The sequence below is a fragment of the Noviherbaspirillum sp. ST9 genome, from assembly GCF_048799745.1.
Classification (GTDB): domain Bacteria; phylum Pseudomonadota; class Gammaproteobacteria; order Burkholderiales; family Burkholderiaceae_D; genus Noviherbaspirillum.
Genome location: NZ_JBLWFR010000007.1, coordinates 79,467 through 96,565, shown reverse-complemented (window position 1 = coordinate 96,565; position 17,099 = coordinate 79,467). Strand labels below are relative to the sequence as shown.

General features: G+C 61.0%; 15 protein-coding genes. 5 read left to right on the top strand and 10 right to left on the bottom strand.

Going from position 1 to position 17,099, the window contains the following annotated elements:
• Positions 1-10: 10 nt before the first annotated feature.
• Together lgt and ACNOHI_RS17035 are read right to left on the bottom strand one after the other, a co-directional pair.
• Positions 11-820, bottom strand: a complete 810-nt coding sequence (gene lgt / locus ACNOHI_RS17040; protein ID WP_420475885.1) for a prolipoprotein diacylglyceryl transferase — start codon at positions 818-820, stop codon at positions 11-13.
• Complete coding sequence (locus ACNOHI_RS17035; RefSeq protein WP_420475884.1) at positions 821-1,717, bottom strand: LysR substrate-binding domain-containing protein; 897 nt, start codon at positions 1,715-1,717, stop codon at positions 821-823.
• 128 nt (positions 1,718-1,845) lie between these two features.
• On the opposite strand from ACNOHI_RS17035, the gene ilvD reads away from it, so the two are divergent.
• A complete protein-coding gene (gene ilvD, locus ACNOHI_RS17030) occupies positions 1,846-3,720 on the top strand; it encodes a dihydroxy-acid dehydratase (RefSeq protein WP_420475883.1) in 1,875 nt (624 codons plus the stop codon).
• Between the two features lie 66 nt (positions 3,721-3,786).
• On the opposite strand, the gene ACNOHI_RS17025 is transcribed toward ilvD, so the two are convergent.
• Entirely contained in the window at positions 3,787-4,005 is a 219-nt protein-coding gene (locus ACNOHI_RS17025) for a TIGR04438 family Trp-rich protein (protein WP_420475882.1), read from the bottom strand.
• A 160-nt stretch (positions 4,006-4,165) separates the two neighbouring features.
• On the opposite strand from ACNOHI_RS17025, the gene ACNOHI_RS17020 reads away from it, so the two are divergent.
• A complete protein-coding gene (locus tag ACNOHI_RS17020) occupies positions 4,166-4,471 on the top strand; it encodes a c-type cytochrome (protein ID WP_420475881.1) in 306 nt (101 codons plus the stop codon).
• 115 nt (positions 4,472-4,586) lie between these two features.
• Here ACNOHI_RS17020 and ACNOHI_RS17015 read toward each other — a convergent pair whose 3' ends face one another.
• Positions 4,587-5,738 carry a branched-chain amino acid ABC transporter substrate-binding protein gene (locus ACNOHI_RS17015; protein WP_420475880.1) on the bottom strand — a complete coding sequence of 384 codons (1,152 nt, stop codon included), beginning with the start codon at positions 5,736-5,738 and terminating at the stop codon, positions 4,587-4,589.
• A gap of 244 nt (positions 5,739-5,982) precedes the next feature.
• On the opposite strand from ACNOHI_RS17015, the gene ACNOHI_RS17010 reads away from it, so the two are divergent.
• Positions 5,983-6,492: an Lrp/AsnC family transcriptional regulator gene (locus ACNOHI_RS17010; RefSeq protein WP_420475879.1), complete on the top strand. Its 510-nt coding sequence runs from the start codon at positions 5,983-5,985 to the stop codon at positions 6,490-6,492.
• A 98-nt stretch (positions 6,493-6,590) separates the two neighbouring features.
• Here ACNOHI_RS17010 and ACNOHI_RS17005 read toward each other — a convergent pair whose 3' ends face one another.
• The 6 genes from ACNOHI_RS17005 to folD are packed head-to-tail and all read right to left on the bottom strand — an operon-like array spanning position 6,591 to position 12,329.
• Positions 6,591-7,907, bottom strand: coding sequence for a D-amino acid dehydrogenase (locus ACNOHI_RS17005; RefSeq protein WP_420475878.1), 1,317 nt, complete (start codon positions 7,905-7,907; stop codon positions 6,591-6,593).
• Between the two features lie 15 nt (positions 7,908-7,922).
• A complete protein-coding gene (locus ACNOHI_RS17000; protein ID WP_420475877.1) occupies positions 7,923-8,321 on the bottom strand; it encodes a hypothetical protein in 399 nt (132 codons plus the stop codon).
• Positions 8,318-8,743 carry a DNA polymerase III subunit chi gene (locus ACNOHI_RS16995; protein ID WP_420476168.1) on the bottom strand — a complete coding sequence of 142 codons (426 nt, stop codon included), beginning with the start codon at positions 8,741-8,743 and terminating at the stop codon, positions 8,318-8,320. The genes ACNOHI_RS17000 and ACNOHI_RS16995 overlap by 4 nt, the downstream gene beginning before the upstream one ends.
• Before the next feature lie 17 nt (positions 8,744-8,760).
• Complete coding sequence (locus ACNOHI_RS16990; RefSeq protein ID WP_420475876.1) at positions 8,761-9,393, bottom strand: glutaredoxin family protein; 633 nt, start codon at positions 9,391-9,393, stop codon at positions 8,761-8,763.
• Between the two features lie 18 nt (positions 9,394-9,411).
• Complete coding sequence (locus ACNOHI_RS16985) at positions 9,412-11,478, bottom strand: M3 family metallopeptidase (protein ID WP_420475875.1); 2,067 nt, start codon at positions 11,476-11,478, stop codon at positions 9,412-9,414.
• A gap of 5 nt (positions 11,479-11,483) precedes the next feature.
• Positions 11,484-12,329, bottom strand: a complete 846-nt coding sequence (gene folD, locus ACNOHI_RS16980) for a bifunctional methylenetetrahydrofolate dehydrogenase/methenyltetrahydrofolate cyclohydrolase FolD (protein WP_420475874.1) — start codon at positions 12,327-12,329, stop codon at positions 11,484-11,486.
• Positions 12,330-12,582: 253 nt separating this feature from the next.
• On the opposite strand from folD, the gene aceE reads away from it, so the two are divergent.
• Entirely contained in the window at positions 12,583-15,279 is a 2,697-nt protein-coding gene (gene aceE / locus ACNOHI_RS16975; RefSeq protein ID WP_420475873.1) for a pyruvate dehydrogenase (acetyl-transferring), homodimeric type, read from the top strand.
• Positions 15,280-15,349: 70 nt separating this feature from the next.
• Positions 15,350-17,047 carry a dihydrolipoyllysine-residue acetyltransferase gene (gene aceF, locus ACNOHI_RS16970; protein ID WP_420475872.1) on the top strand — a complete coding sequence of 566 codons (1,698 nt, stop codon included), beginning with the start codon at positions 15,350-15,352 and terminating at the stop codon, positions 17,045-17,047.
• Positions 17,048-17,099 lie beyond the last annotated feature (52 nt).

The following is a 17,099-nucleotide window of genomic DNA, read 5'->3' as shown; positions in this document are numbered from 1 at the left end:
TTGTTGTACTTCAGTTGGCTCTAATGGCTCCTTTGTTTTTGTATGCTACCAGCAATAGAACGAGTCCGAGGGCGACCATCGGCAGCGAGAGCATTTGGCCGGCGGAGATGCTGACCGGCCCGATGGAGACGACGTAATCGGGCGTACGGAAGTATTCGGTGAAGAAGCGCGCACAGCCGTAGCCAAGCGCGAAGACGCCACTGACAGCCATCACCGGCCGGGCCTTGCGCGCATACAGCCACAGCACGATGAACAGCAGTACGCCATCGACGAGTGCCTGGTAAAAGGGCGAAGGGTGGCGCGGCAGGTTGTCGACGTTCGGCCAGATCATTGCCCAGGGAAGCGAGGCATCGGCAACCCGGCCTGGCAGTTCGGCATTGATGAAGTTGCCGATTCGCCCTGCGGCATACCCGAGCGGCACCAGGGGCGCGATGAAATCCATGACTTCCCAGAAGGCCCGGCCCCTCTTGCGGGCCCAGAGTGCCATGGCGATCATCACTCCGAGAAAACCGCCGTGGAAGGACATGCCGCCTTTCCAGACCGCGAAGATCTCGAGAGGGTGCGAAAAGTAATAGGCAGGGTTGTAGAACAGGACTTCGCCCAGTCGCCCGCCGACCACGACCCCGAGTACACCGTAGAACAGCATGTCGTCCAGGTCCTCCGCCTTCCAGCCTGCTGCCCCGATATGCGGCTGCCGGATGCGAGCCCGACCCAGCAGCAGGAACTGCACGAAGGCGACCAGGTACATCAGGCCGTACCAGTGCACGGACACGGGGCCGAGCGAAAAGGCAATCGGGTCGGGGAGGGGGTGGATCAGCATCTATCGTTTCTTTCGCAATAGTTCGAGGAAGGTGTGCAACACGGGCGAGGCATTGTCACGGCGCCAGGCAAGGCCGGTTTCGAATGTCGCCGTGCGGTCTGTCAGCGGCCTGTATTCCACGCCGGGCCGCTTCAGGTTCGACACGGATTGTGGCACAAGCGCAATACCCATGCCGGCAGACACGAGGCCAACAATAGTCTGCATCTGGATGGCTTCCTGGCCGATGCGTGGCGTCAATCCTGCGTCGCGGAAGCAGCCGACGATCGCATCATGGAAGGCCGGTGAAATGCGGCGCGGGAAAATAATGAGGGGCATGTCGGCCACCGCCTTGAGCGAGACGGCGTTCCTGCCGCGCAATCCTTTCAGTCCATGGGGCGCGGCGAGGACCAAGGGCTCGGAGAGCACGGTGAGGTAGTCCAGCTCTGTCCTGGCTTTCTCGTGCAGTGGCGGGATCAGCAGACCGGCGTCGATGCGTCCCTGCATCAGGTCTTCGAGCTGCACGTCGGTGGTTGCTTCGCGCAGGTCGATCTGGACTTGCGGGAAGCGCTCGCGGAACTCGCGCAGTAGCGGCGGAAGCACGCTGTAGTCGGCGGTGGAGACGAAGGAGAGCGAAAGCAGGCCGGATTCACCTGACGCGGCGCGGCGGGCAAGATCGGGCAGGGCAGCCACCTGCTGGAGAATGCGGCGTGCCTCGGGCAGCAGTGCCGTGCCGGCGGGCGTCAGGGTGACGCTGCGTTTGGTGCGCGCAAAGAGCGGCGTGCCGAGCGCTGCTTCCAGGGACTGGATGGTTTGGGACAGCGGCGGCTGGGTCATGTGGAGGCGCACCGCGGCTCGGCCGAAGTGGCGCTCCTCGGCCACCGCCACAAAATACCGCAATTGCCGCAGTTCAATATTCATATGCATTTCGTCTTAATAGGGAAGGAATCATATATTTGACACGCAGCTAAGGGCAAGGGACACTAGCCGTCTTTCCCCGGTTCCGCACGGAATCGGCTTGCCTAAACAGATCAATCCGGAGACTGAACATGCCTCAATACCGCTCCCGCACCACCACCCACGGCCGCAACATGGCCGGCGCCCGCGCCCTCTGGCGCGCGACCGGCATGAAGGACGGCGACTTCGGCAAGCCGATCATCGCCGTGGTCAATTCCTTTACCCAGTTCGTGCCGGGCCACGTCCATCTGAAGGACCTCGGCCAGATGGTGGCGCGCGAGATCGAAGCGGCCGGCGGCGTGGCCAAGGAATTCAACACCATCGCCGTGGATGACGGTATCGCCATGGGCCACGGCGGCATGCTGTATTCGCTGCCGTCGCGCGAACTGATCGCCGATTCGGTCGAGTACATGGTCAACGCGCACTGCGCCGATGCGATGGTCTGCATTTCGAACTGCGACAAGATCACCCCCGGCATGCTGATGGCCGCGATGCGCCTCAACATTCCGGTCGTGTTCGTTTCCGGCGGCCCGATGGAAGCCGGAAAGGTCATCGAGGCGCTGCACGGCAAGCAGGAAGGCACGCAGAAGATCATCAAGGTCGACCTGATCGACGCCATGATCCAGGCCGGCGATCCGAAGGTCTCCGATGAGCAGGTCGCCAACATCGAGCGTTCCGCCTGCCCGACCTGCGGTTCCTGCTCCGGCATGTTCACCGCCAATTCCATGAACTGCCTGACCGAGGCGCTGGGCCTGTCCCTGCCAGGCAACGGCACCATCGTCGCTACCCATGCGGACCGCAAGCAGCTCTTTCTGCGCGCCGGCCGCCTGGTCGTCGAGCTCGCCAAGCGTTACTACGAGCAGGAAGACGCATCCGTCCTGCCGCGCAACATCGCCACCAAGGCCGCCTTCGAGAATGCGATGGCGCTGGATGTCTCCATGGGCGGCTCCACCAACACCGTGCTGCACCTGCTGGCTGCGGCGCAGGAAGCGGGCGTGGACTTCACCATGGCGGACATCGACCGCATCTCGCGCAAGGTGCCTTGCCTGTGCAAGGTGGCGCCGGCGACCCAGGACTATCACATTGAAGACGTGCACCGCGCCGGCGGCATCGTCGGCATCCTCGGCGAGCTCGATCGCGCTGGCCTGCTCGACACCACTGTCCCGACGGTTCATAGCAAGACCATGGCCGAATCGATCGCCAACAACGACGTCATGCTGAACAAGGACGATGCGGTGCGGCAGCGCTTCCTCGCCGCACCCGGCGGCGTGCCGACCCAGGTCGCGTTCTCGCAAGACAAGCGCTTCGACAAGCTCGATACCGACCGCGAACACGGCTGCATCCGCAACAAGGAGCACGCCTATTCGAAGGACGGCGGACTTGCCGTCCTGTATGGCAACATCGCGGAAAAAGGCTGCATTGTGAAGACTGCGGGTGTCGACGAGAGCATCCTCAAGTTCACCGGCAAGGCGCGTGTATTCGAGAGCCAGGACGCGGCCGTCGAAGGTATCCTCGGCGACGTGGTGCAGCCGGGCGATGTCGTGATCATCCGTTACGAAGGGCCGAAGGGCGGCCCCGGCATGCAGGAAATGCTGTACCCGACTTCCTATATCAAGTCGAAGGACCTGGGCAAGGTGTGCGCACTGTTTACCGACGGACGTTTCTCCGGCGGCTCTTCCGGCCTCGTCATTGGCCATGCTTCGCCGGAAGCAGCCGAAGGTGGCGCGATCGGGCTGGTGAATGACGGCGACACGATCGAGATCGATATCCCGGAGCGCCGAATCAACTTGAAGGTCAGCGACGAAGAACTGACAAAGCGCCGCGTCGCGATGGATGCGAAGGGTGACAAGGCATGGAAGCCGGAGAACCGCGAACGCGTCGTTTCGCAGGCGTTGCAGGCATATGCAGCATTGGCGACGTCCGCCGACCGGGGCGCGGTGCGCGACCTGTCGCAGCTGAAGCGCTAACGTTGGAGCGGTAAGGAAGGAAGAGCGGGGCGGCCAAGGCTGCCCCGTTTTACTTTCTGAACGGGATTATTTCTTGAAGGTCTTTGTCACCCGCTCCTTGCGGGCGCGTTCAAGCTCTTCGTGGGCCTTGCGCTTGTCGAGGCCGAGCATGCGTTCTCCAAACTCGAACCAGGCGAAGGCAACGCCGAACAGGCCGATAATCCACCACCATGACAGTTCGGCAAACGGACCGACTTCGAAATAGCGGAGCGCGGACAATAATACAATGGCAATAATCAGTGGCATGACATCTCCCTTTCCTGCAGGATATTGCTAAAGTTTGTAACGGTCAATTCGCAGGGTCAACCGGTTTGGCGTATAGTGCGTTTCGGGGTGGTAAGCCGCATTTGTAACCGCCACTTACGCTGTAAAATGACGCGGGTTTTTTTCTTTTGGAGAGAGAGTAATGAAACGTTCTTTGCTGGTTTTCGCTGTAGCTGCTTTGGCTTCCGGTGCCGCAATGGCAAACGCTGATCTGGCCAAGGCCAAGAACTGCATGGCCTGCCACGCAGTTGCCAACAAGGTTGTCGGTCCGGCATTCAAGGATGTGGCCGCGAAGTACGCTGGTCAGAAGGATGCGGAAGACAAGCTGGTCCAGAAGGTCCTGAAGGGCAGCAGCGGTGTCTGGGGCGCGGTTCCGATGCCCGCAAACGCCCAGGTCAACGAGGCGGAAGCACACACTCTGGTGAAGTGGGTCCTCTCGCAGAAATAATCTGCGCGGCCTGACAGAAGAAAAGCGCTCCTCGTGAGCGCTTTTTTATTGCACGCCAAGCGGCGCAAATAAAAAACCCCGGCGCATGGCCGGGGTTTTCATATGGCGAGGCGAATTACTTCGTCACGGCCAGTTGCTGGCGCTGGCCACCCTTGTAGGTGTACAGGGTCAGCGTGCCTTCCTTGATGTCGCCCTTGGCATCGAAAGCGATGTTGCCGGTCACGCCCTTGTAGTTGATCTTCGCCAGTTCCGGCAGGTACTTCGCCGGCTCGGCGGAGTTCGCCTTCTTCATGGCTTCGACCATCACCATCACCGCGTCATAGACATACGGTGCGTAGATCTGCACGTCGGTGTTGAACTTCTTCTTGAAGGCAGCGCGGAAATCTTCCATGCCCTTCTTCTGCGCTTCTTCCACACCGCCTGCCTCGGCGCACACCACCTGGCCGTCGCCCATCGAGTCGCCTGCCAGCTTGGCCAGCTGCTCGGAGCAGATGCCGTCGCCGCCCATGAACTTGGCGTTGATGCCCAGTGCCTTCATCTGGCGCAGCATCGGGCCGGCCACAGCGTCCATGCCGCCGAAGAACACGGTGTCCGGATTCTTGGCCTTGATGGCGGTCAGAATCGCGTTGAAGTCGGTCGCCTTGTCGTTGGTGTATTGCTGCGCCACGATCTCGGCGCCGCCACCCTTGGACTTGACGCCCTTGATGAATTCTTCAGCCACGCCCTGGCCATAAGCGGTGCGGTCGTCGATGACGGCGATGCGCTTGGCCTTGTTGATCTGCACGGCGTAACGGCCCAGCGTGCCGCCCAGCTGGCCGTCGTTGGCCACCACGCGGAAGGCGCTCTTGAAGCCTTGCTGCGTGTACTTGGGGTTGGTCGCGGACGGGGAAATCTGCGGGATGCCAGCGTCGTGATAGATCTTGGAGGCCGGGATGGTGGTGCCAGAGTTCAGGTGGCCGATCACGCCGTTGACCTTGGCGTCGACCAGTTTCTGTGCAGCTGCAGTCCCTTGCTTCGGATCGGCGCCGTCGTCTTCAGCCAGCAGTTCGAACTTGACCTTCTTGCCGCCGATGGTCACGCCCTTGGCGTTGAGTTCGTCGATCGCCATGCGGGCGCCGTTTTCATTGTCCTTGCCCAGGTGTGCGATGGCGCCGGAGATCGGGCCGACGTGGCCGATCTTGACGACTTGTTCCTGTGCCGATGCCGCACCTGCGAAAGCAAATGCGATTGCGCCAGCCAACGGAATCATTTTTGTAGTGAACTGCATAAAATATCCTCCTAAGGATTGATAAAACACAAGGTTGCTGCAAGACTCACTTGTTTTCTACTCGTCTTCACCTTGATGAGAAGAGCCGTAGCTTATCTATCAGGGGCCGTTTGTCCGGGTGGGAAAAGGCGGCCCCATGACATACTGTTACCATTCAGATTTCTGAACAGGCAGACGGTACAACAGAAAAAACGGTTCGAAAAGAGTTTTTCTGCGGTTTTTTGCAAAAATCATCAATTTTTATATGCCTAAATTTCGTGCACTGGACAAGGTCGACCGCAAGCTGCTGAACCTGCTTCAGAAGGATAACCAGATGCCGACACGCACCTTGGCCGAGAAGGTGCATATCTCCCAGCCGACCTGCCTGCGCCGGCTCCGTGACCTGCGCGACGCAGGAATCATCAGTGCGGACGTGGCCCTGGTCGACCCCTTTGCCCTTGGCTATGGCATGCTTGCCTTCCTCGAAGTGTCGCTGAACAACCAGTCCGACGAGCACATGCAGGAGTTCGAGGCGCGCATGGCGAAGGAGACGGAGGTCATGCAGTGCTATTTCGTGTCCGGCGAATATGACTACTTCCTCGTGGTGCATGTCATCGATATGGATGCTTACTACCAGTTCGTGCGCAAGGTGATATCCGGCTCGGGCAACGTGCGCCATTTCCAGTCGCGCTTTCCCATGAAGCGGGCCAAGTTCGCCACGCGCGTCGCCTTCGACGAGAAGGCGGCGGAAGTGCAGGTACGTGTGGCGAAATAGCCTGTTGTCCTATAACGCCTGTCTGTCGAAGAGGATGACAGGTCGATAAAAAAACCGCCGGTTCGAAGAAGCGGCGGTTTTTTATTTGAGCGCGAGATTCAGGCGCGAGCGGGCCGGGCCGCCTTCATGCTGTGATGCCCGTCCGATTGCATCCCCGTGAATGCGAAGTCCACGTCCGGGTGGCGGCCGGAAATAATGTCCGCAATGGCGCGGCCGGAACCGCAGCCCATTGTCCAGCCCAGTGTGCCGTGCCCGGTGTTCAGGAACAGGTTGCCGTAGCGCGTCCTGCCGATATAGGGCACGTTCGATGGTGTCAGCGGCCGCAGGCCGGTCCAGTAGACGGGATTTTCGTAGTCGCATGCCCCGGGAAAGAGTTCGCGCGTGCGACGTGTGATGGCTTCGCAGCGAATCGGATTGAGTTCCCGCGTGTACCCATTGAACTCGCAGGTTCCTGCCACCCGGAGACGGTCGCCGAGCCGCGACAGCACGAGCTTGTGTCCGTCATCCGTCAATGAGACGGTGGGCGCAAGGTCGGGATTGGTGATCCGGTAAGTCGCCGAATAGCCCTTGCCGGGATAGATCATCAAATCCAGGCCGAGCGGTTTGAGCAGGGGAGTGGAGAAGCTGCCGAGGGCAACGACGAAGGCGTCCGCGCACAAAACCTTGTGCCGGCCTTCGCCGTCGATGACCTCGACGCCGGTCACGCGTGCCGACGCGCCGGTTCCTTCGGTGATCAGTCGCGTCACGCTGGCATTGAACTGGAATGTCACCCCGCCTTCGGCAGATTTTTGCGCCAGGCTGCTCGTGAACTTGTACACGTCGCCCGACTCGTCCGTGGCGGTATAGTCGCCGCCGACAATCTTGCTGCGGATGCCGGCGAGCGCAGGCTCGATGCGCACCACATCATCGGCATCCACGGAATTGCGCGGGCAGCCCAGTTCTCGCATCAGTGCCGCTGTCGCCTGCGCGTGGTCGAATTCATGCTGATCCGTGTAGAAGTGCAGGATGCCGCGCGTAAGCTGATCGTAGGCAATGCCGGTTTCCGCTCGCACCGCTTGCAGCGTCTGACGGCTGTACTCGGCCATGGCGACGATCTGCCGCATATTTGCCGCTGTCCTTGATGGCAGGCATTCACGCAGGAAGTGCATGCCCCATTTCCATTGCAACCATTCAGGGCGGAATCGGTACAGCAGTGGTGCGTCTTCGCGTCCCAGCCATTTCACGATCTTGAGGGGCGCCGAGGGATTGGCCCACGGTTCGGCATGGGACACGGAAATCTGGCAGCCATTGGCAAAGCTGGTTTCGAGTGCAACACCGGGCTGGCGCTCGATGACCGTTACCTCGTGGCCTGCCTTGTTCAGGAACCATGCAGAGGCGGTTCCCAGGATACCGGCGCCAAGTACGATGACTTTCATGAATCGTGTCGCTTCTTACTTTTTTGCGGACTTCAGCTTGGTGATTTCATGGGTCACCGCGCGCGTGACGACGTCGCGCATGGAAGCATGCAAGCCGCCCTTGATGTCCGCCGCAAGGCCTTCGACCGCTGTCTGCAGCACGTCGGCCAGGCTGTCGCGGACGCGCTGTTCAAGGACGAAGTCGATACGTTCGATGATCTGGTACAGCACGCGTTCACGGATCTCACGTTCGAGGCGGTCCCATTCTTCCTCTTCCAGGATCGCTGCGGCGCGCGCCTCCAGCGTGGAGATGTCCTCCTTGACGCCCTCGATGGTTGCTTGCGTCGTTACTGCATGTTTGCTGTCGGCGGGCGCCGGGCCGGGGATGACTTCCGTCAGGAGGGGAATGCCGGCGTCCGAGGTGGTCGAGCTCATGCCTTGTCTGCTTCGAAGTGTGTCAATGGATATCCGCGCTGCTTGTAGAAGCGAAAGCGCTCACGCCCTGCGATTTTCTCCGACTCGTCGGAGGAAATGACCTCGATCATGCGTTCGAAACGTGCAAAGTGCGCGGGGGTGGCCGATGTCAGATTGACCAGCACATGGTAATGCGGCAATGCGGCGTCATCCCGGTCCGTCAGGATGATCGGGGTCTGCGCGGCAAGCGGATCGCCTGCCATCACGTGCGCCAGGAATTCCTGTTCGGCAAACGTCCACAGCGCCTCGTCGAGCGTCATCAGTTCCTGCCGGTCTTTTGCCAGCAGAACGACCTGGCAGTTCGCCGCACGCGCTTTGCGCGTCAGACGGCAGGCATACGCGATCCTGTCGGGAACGTTGCTGTGAAAATCGATACGTGTCATGTCAGTCATGCCGCGCATCAGAAGCGGAAGCCGGGAGGCGCATTGCCGATGGCGGGGGGCAGGTCGGTGGCCGCTGGCTTTGCTCCTGCATTGCCTGCGCCTGCATTGGCCGACGCGCGCTTTTCCTCCGCCGGTACTGCCGGGGCTGCTGCCTGTGGCGACGGATTGCGGTAGCTTTTCGGCAGCTTGCTGCTTTCCGGGTAGCCCGCCGTGGTCAGTACGTTGTTCCAGGCGGCTGCTTCGAAGGCGCGTTCCCGGAACTTCCCGACGGTCAGGAGGGGAAGCTGGCCCTCACCGCCGGCCTGCTTGTACTGCGCAATGTCGGCGTTGGAATTGACGGTTTTTTCAATGAACGGAATGCCGCGCGCAGTAAGCAGTTTGCGGCCTTCGTCGCACGGCTGGCAGTCCTTCGTGGTGTACAGCGTGACGGGGTGCGACTTCGTCGCTTCGGCGACTTCGTAGGGAAGATCCGCGGTGTTGACGCCCGATGTGGCGAGCGACTTAGTTTCGACCTTGGTCGCCACCGCCGGCGGCGGGGCGTCACTGTACGTCACTTTGCCGTCCGGACCGACCCATTTGTACAACTGGGCATTTGCAGAACCGACGCACAGCAGCATGAGGATGGAGCAGGATTGCAGTATGCGTTTCATTGTTTTCTTCCCTGATGATCAGGCTGTCATCCCGTTGTGCCGCAGCAACGCGTCGATGCTCGGTTCACGACCGCGGAAGGCCTTGAAGGATTCCAGTGCCGGGCGCGATCCGCCCATGGCGAGTACTTCGCGCTGGAATTTCTGGCCGATTTCCGCGGAAAGGACGTTTCCACCGGCCGCAGCGGCTTCTTCGAAGGCGCTGTAGGCATCGGCGGACAGGACTTCAGCCCATTTATAGCTATAGTAACCTGCGGCATAACCGCCTGCGAAGATATGTCCGAAGGAATTCTGGAAACGGTTGAACGCGGGCGGGATCATGACGGCCACCTTCTGGCGCACTTCGTTGAGCACGTCCTGCACGGATTTGCTTCCGTATGGGTCATGGTCGAAGTGGAGGTGCATGTCGAACAGCGCGAATTCCACCTGTCGCAGCGTCTGCAGGCCGGACTGGAAGTTCTTTGCGGCGATCATCTTGTCAAACAGTTCACGGGGCAGCGGCGCACCGGTATCGACATGCGAAGTCATGTGCTGCAGCACGTCCCATTCCCAGCAGAAGTTTTCCATGAACTGCGAGGGCAGTTCCACCGCGTCCCATTCCACACCCGCGATGCCCGATACACCGAGTTCATCAACCTGCGTCAGCATGTGGTGCAGGCCGTGGCCGAATTCGTGGAACAGGGTGATCACTTCGTCATGGGTGAACAGGGCGGGTTTCGCCTTGCCGTCGATGACCGTCGGTTCGGAAAAGTTGCAGGTCAGGTAAGCGACCGGGGTTTGCACGCCCGCGGCTTGCTTGCGCCGGCCGCGTGCATCGTCCATCCAGGCGCCGCCGCGCTTGCCGTGGCGCGCGTACAGGTCAAGGTAGAACTGGCCGATCAGATGGCCGTTCTTTTCGATGCGGAAGAACTTCACATCCTTGTGCCAGGTCGGCGCGCTGTCCGGCTTCACATCGACGGCGAACAGGGTCTGGATCACGCGGAACAGTCCCTCGACAACCTTGTGCTCGGGGAAGTACTGCTTCACTTCCTGTTCCGAGAATGCGTAGCGCTGCTGGCGCAGCTTTTCCGACGCGTAGGTGACATCCCAGGCCTCCAGCTTGTCGAGACCCAGTTCCTTCTTCGCGAAGGCACGCAGTTCGGCGAGATCGTTCTCGGCAAACGGCCGGGCGCGTTTTGCCAGGTCTTCCAGGAAGGAAATCACTTGCTGCGGCGTTTCCGCCATCTTGGGAACCAGCGACACTTCGGCGAAGTTCGGGAAGCCGAGCAGCTTCGATTCTTCGTCGCGCAGCTTCAGGATCTCGACGATGTTCTGCGTGTTGTCCCATTCCGGTTTCACGCCGAGCTCGGACGCCTTGGTTGCATTGGCGCGATAGATCTGCTCGCGCAGCTCGCGCTTGTCCGCGTACTGCAGGATCGGGAAGTAGGAGGGGAAATGCAGGGTGAACTTGAAGCCGGGCTTGCCGTCCTTCTCGGCGGCGGCGCGCGCGGCGTGCTTCACATCGTCCGGCAGCCCGGCCAGTTCGGCCTCGTTTTCGACGAACAGGCCATAGTCGTTGGTGGCATCCAGCACGTTCTCGGAAAACTTCGTCGACAGTGCTGCCTGTTGTTCCTGGATCTCGGCAAATCGCACCTTCTTGTCGTCCGGCAGTTCGGCGCCGCCGAGACGAAAATCGCGCAAGGCATTCTCGATGATTTTCTTGCGCGCCGGCGACAGCGACGCGTACGCGCTGCCCGCCTTGAGCGACCTGTACTTGTCGAACAGCGCCAGGTTCTGTCCCAGCGCTGTCCAGAACTCGGTCACCTTGGGCAGGTTCTCGTTGTACGCGGCGCGCAGCTCCGGTGTATCGACGACCGAATTCAAATGGCCGACCACGCCCCAAGCCCGGCCCAACTTTTCGGTCGCGTTCTCGAGCGGTTCGACGAAGTTGTCCCATGTGACCGTGTCCGCTGGCGCTTCCAGCCGCGCGACGACGGCGCGGTTTTCATCGAGCAGGGCGGAAACCGCCGGCGTGACATGCTCCGGTTTGATGTCCGCAAAACGGGGCAGGTCGGAAAAATCGAGCAGGGGATTCAGGGCGGAAGTCATTATGTTCAGGTTCTTTCTGCGGCCTCAATAGTGTTGACGAGCAGCATCGTAATCGTCATCGGACCGACACCGCCCGGGACGGGAGTGATGTAGCCCGCGACTTCCTTGGCATTGGCGAAATCGACATCGCCGCACAACTTGCCGTTATCGTCGCGGTTCATTCCGACATCGATCACGACCGCGCCAGGCTTGACCATGTCGGCAGTGACGATATTACGCTTGCCGGTTGCAACCACGAGGATGTCGGCCTGCCGCGTGTGATGGCCGAGATCCCGGGTCTTCGAATTGCAAATGGTGACGGTCGCGCCCGCCTGCAAGAGCAGCATGGCTTGCGGTTTGCCAACGATGTTGGATGCCCCGACGACAACGGCATTAGCGCCGCGCACCGGATAGTCGATCGATTCCAGCATCTTCATGACGCCGTAGGGCGTGCAGGGGCGGAACAGCGGCTGGCCGGTCATCAGCAGGCCGGCGTTGCTGACGTGGAAGCCATCCACATCCTTCTCCGCAGCGATCGCTTCAATCACCTTGTGGGAATTGATATGGGCCGGCAAGGGAAGTTGCACGAGGATGCCGTTAATTTTCGGATCCTTGTTGAGGGCGTCGATACGCGCCAGCAGCGCTGCTTCCGTCATGTCGGCATCGTACTTCTCCATCACCGAATGGATACCGTTGTCCTCGCACGCCTTGACCTTGTTGCGGACATAGACCTGTGACGCGGGATTGTCGCCGACCAGGATCACGGCAAGTCCGGGCTGTTTGCCCTTGGCGGTCAGGGCGGCGGCGCGCTTGGCGACATCGGCGCGCAGTTGCTGGGAGAGGAGGTTTCCGTCGATGAGTTGTGCAGGCATGGTTGTGGTTAGGGTGAGTACGGATTAAAACAAGATTATAAGTCCGCGAGCCTTGTCGGGCTGTAAGGAAAGGTGCGAACGATTGCTGCGATGCCGCACGAAATTTCATAATATAAAACGCGATCCCGTAATTTGAAAAGTTATAAAAGTACTGTTAGAATCTTTTCACCGCGCACCATCCCAGCTGTTTCTTGTCAAAAAATCCTCCAGCCGCTACCCGGCCGGAACGGCACTTAACCAAGGAGACACACCAATGTCCGCCCAGCTCGACCAAGTGTTGGCGCAAGCCGCCAATGATCCCGATGTCATGGAAACGCAAGAGTGGCTTGACGCGCTCGAAGCCGTGATCGAAACCGAAGGCCCTGAACGCGCGCATTACCTCATGGAGCGCATGGTCGACCTGGCCCGCCGCCGCGGTGCCCACATTCCGTTCTCCGCCAATACCGCGTACGTCAACACCATCCCCGCCCACGTCGGCGAGCATTGCCCCGGCAACCTTGAATACGAAGAGCGCCTGCGCTCCTGGATGCGCTGGAACGCGATGGCGATGGTCGTCAAGACCAACCGCGCAGATGGCGACCTGGGTGGTCACATTTCTTCCTTTGCCTCGCTGGCCAACATGCTGGGCATCGGCTTCAACCATTTCTGGCACGCCCCGACCGAAGAGCACGGCGGCGACCTGCTGTACATCCAGGGCCATTCCTCCCCCGGCATTTATGCCCGCGCCTATCTCGAAGGCCGCCTCACCGAAGACCAGCTCCTGAATTTCCGCCGCGAAGTCGACGGCAAGGGCCTGTCTTCCTATCCTCACCCGAAACTGATGCCGGAGTTCTGGCAATTCCCGACGGTGTCCATGGGCCTCGGCCCGCTGATGGCGATCTACCAGGCGCGCTTCCTGAAGTACCTGCACGCACGCGACATCGCCAAGACCGACAACCGCAAGGTCTGGGCCTTCTGCGGCGACGGCGAAATGGACGAGCCGGAATCGATGGGCGCGATCGGCATGGCCGGCCGCGAAAAGCTCGATAACCTCGTCATCGTCGTCAACTGCAACCTCCAGCGTCTCGACGGCCCGGTGCGCGGCAACGGCAAGATCATCCAGGAACTGGAAGCCGATTTCCGCGGCGCCGGCTGGAACGTGGTCAAGGTCATTTGGGGTGGCTACTGGGATGAACTGCTGGCACGCGACAAGGAAGGTATCCTGCAGCGCGTGATGATGGAAACCTGCGACGGCGAGTACCAGAACTACAAGGCCAAGGACGGCGCGTACGTGCGCAAGCACTTCTTCGGCAAGCATCCGAAGCTGCTGGAAATGGTGTCCAAGATGTCCGACGACGACATCTGGCGCCTCAATCGTGGCGGCCACGATCCGCACAAGATTTACGCCGCATTCAAGAACGCCCAGGAACACAAGGGTCAGCCGACCGTGCTGCTGGTCAAGACCATCAAGGGCTTCGGCATGGGCAAGTCCGGCGAGGCGCGCAACACCGCCCACCAGACCAAGAAGCTGGACGATGCCGCCGTGCGCGAAATGCGCGACCGCTTCAACATCCCGATTCCGGACGACAAGCTGCCGGAAATCCCGTTCTTCAAGCCGTCCGATGACGCACCGGAAATGAAGTACCTGCACGAGCGCCGGAAGGCACTCGGCGGCTACCTGCCGCAGCGCCGCGTGAAGGCAGACGAAGCGCTGACCGTTCCGGATATCTCCGCATTCCAGGCAGTGCTCGATGCAACGCCGGAAGGCCGCGAGATTTCGACGACCCAGGCCTACGTTCGCATCATTACCGCATTGCTGCGCGACCAGAGCCTCGGCAAGCGCGTCGTGCCCATCCTCGTCGATGAAGCGCGTACCTTCGGCATGGAAGGCCTGTTCCGCCAGATCGGTATCTTCAACCAGCAGGGCCAGTTGTACGAGCCGGTCGACAAGGACCAGGTGATGTACTACCGCGAAGACAAGGCCGGCCAGATCCTGCAGGAAGGCATCAACGAAGCGGGCGGCATGAGCTCCTGGATCGCCGCGGCGACGTCGTACTCGACGAACAACCGCGTGATGATCCCGTTCTACATCTATTACTCGATGTTCGGTCTCCAGCGCGTGGGCGACCTCGCATGGGCGGCGGGCGACATGCGTGCTCGCGGTTTCCTGCTCGGCGGCACCGCCGGCCGCACGACGCTGAACGGTGAAGGCCTGCAGCATGAAGACGGCCACAGCCACCTGATGGCAGCGACGATCCCGAACTGCGTTCCGTACGACCCGACCTTCGCGCACGAAGTCGCCGTGATCATCCACGACGGCCTGAAGCGCATGGTCGAAAAGCAGGAAGACGTGTTCTACTACATCACCCTGATGAACGAGAACTACGCGCATCCGGGCCTGAAGCCGGGCACTGAGCAAGACCTGCTGAAGGGTATGTACCTGCTGCAGGAAGGCGACAAGAAGTCGAAGAAGCGTGTCCAGCTGATGGGCTCCGGCACCATCCTGCGCGAAGCCATCGCCGCGGCGGACCTGCTCAAGGAAGACTGGGGCGTTGCTGCTGACATCTGGTCCGCACCGTCCTTCACGCTGCTGGCCCGTGACGGTCAGGATGCGGACCGTTGGAACCTCGTGCATCCGACCGAAGCGCCGCGCGTGCCGCACGTGACCAAGCTGCTGGAAGGCACGACTGGCCCGGTCGTTGCGACGAGCGACTACATGCGCCTGTTTGCCGAACAGATCCGCGCCTTCATTCCGAAGGGCCGCAATTACAAGGTGCTCGGTACTGACGGTTTCGGCCGTTCCGACAGCCGCGCGAAACTGCGCGAGTTCTTTGAAGTCAACCGCTACTACGTAACGGTCGCGGCGCTCAAGGCACTGGCGGAAGACGGTACGATCGAGGCATCGGTGGTTGCACAGGCGATCGCAAAATACGGCATCGATCCGAACAAGCCGAATCCGGTGACGTTGTAACTCAGATCAATAAGACTAACAATTCCCTCCCCTTCAGGGGGAGGGTTAGGGTGGGGGTGGGTTTTGTCCTTTGCTTGCGACGGAAACCCATCCCCACCCCGGCCCTCCCCTTGAAAGGGAGGGTGAGAACGGAGCTAACGCTATGAGCTTAACGGAAGTCAAAGTCCCGGATATCGGCGATTTCAAGGAAGTGGAAGTCATCGAGCTGATGGTCAAGCCGGGCGACACAATCAAGGTTGACCAGTCGCTGATCACCGTCGAATCCGACAAGGCGAGCATGGAGATTCCCTCCAGCCACGCCGGCGTCGTGAAGGAAATCAAAGTCAAGGTAGGTGACAAGGTGTCGGAAGGCACCCTGGTTCTCCTGCTGGAAGAAGGCGCAGGCGCTGCTGCCCCGGCAACACAAGCCGCGGCTCCCGCGCCGGCTGCAGCCGCCCCCGCACCCGCTGCGTCACCTGCTCCCGCAGCAGGCCCCGCCGTCGTCGATGTGTTCGTTCCGGACATCGGCGACTTCAAGGATGTGGAAGTCATCGAGCTGATGGTCAAGCCGGGCGATAGCGTCAAGGTTGACCAGTCGCTGATCACCGTCGAATCCGACAAGGCGAGCATGGAGATTCCCTCCAGCCACGCCGGCGTCGTGAAGGAAATCGTCGTCAAGGTGGGCGACAAGGTATCCAAGGGCTCGCTGGTCCTGAAGGTCGAAACGCAAGGCGGCGCCGCTGCACCCGCGCCGGCACCGGCCGCAGCGGCAGCCAGCGCTCCCGCCGCCGCCATGGCATCCGCGCCTGCTCCGAAGGCAGCGCCGACCGCTGCACTGGAACCCGCAGCGCCGTCCAATACCAAGGCACACGCATCGCCGTCCGTACGCAAGTTCGCACGCGAACTGGGCGTCGACCTCGGTCGCGTCACCGGTACGGGTCCGAAGGCCCGCATCCTGCATACCGACGTGCAGAACTTCGTGAAATCCGTCATGGCAGGTGCCGCATCCGCTCCGGCCGCAGCAGCGGCCAAGGGCGGCAGCGGAGCAGGCCTCGACCTGCTGCCGTGGCCGTCGCTCGACTTCTCCAAGTTCGGCGAAACCGAGCTGCAGCCGCTGTCGCGCATCAAGAAGATCAGCGGCCCGAACCTGCACCGCAACTGGGTCATGATCCCGCACGTCACGCAGTTCGACGAAGCGGACATTACGGATCTGGAAGAATTCCGCAAGGATTCCAACAACGCGATGGCCAAGTCCGGCGTCAAGCTGACGATGCTGGCATTCGTGATCAAGGCCAGCGTCTCGGCGCTGAAGAAGTTCCCGGCGTTCAATTCCTCGCTGGACGAAAAGGGCGAGAACCTGATCCTCAAGAAGTACTACAACGTCGGCTTCGCCGCCGACACGCCGCAAGGCCTGGTGGTGCCGGTGATCAAGAACGCCGACAAGAAGAGCCTTTCCGAGATCGCCAAGGAAATGGGCGACCTCTCCGCGGCTGCACGCGACGGCAAGCTGAAGCCGGCCGACATGCAGGGGGCGACGTTCACGATTTCTTCGCTGGGCGGCATCGGCGGCACGGCGTTCACGCCGATCGTCAATGCACCGGAAGTCGCGATCCTCGGCCTGTCCAAGTCCTCGATCAAGCCGGTATGGGACGGCAAGCAGTTCGCGCCGCGCCTGATGCTGCCGCTGTCGCTGTCCTACGACCATCGCGTCATCGACGGCGCGATGGGGGCGCGCTTCGCGGCCTACCTGGCGGACGTCCTCGGCGACATGCGCAAGACATTGCTGTGATTCCGGACGTGGGAAGCGGGCGCTGCCGATCCGGGAAAATGAGAAAATTTCT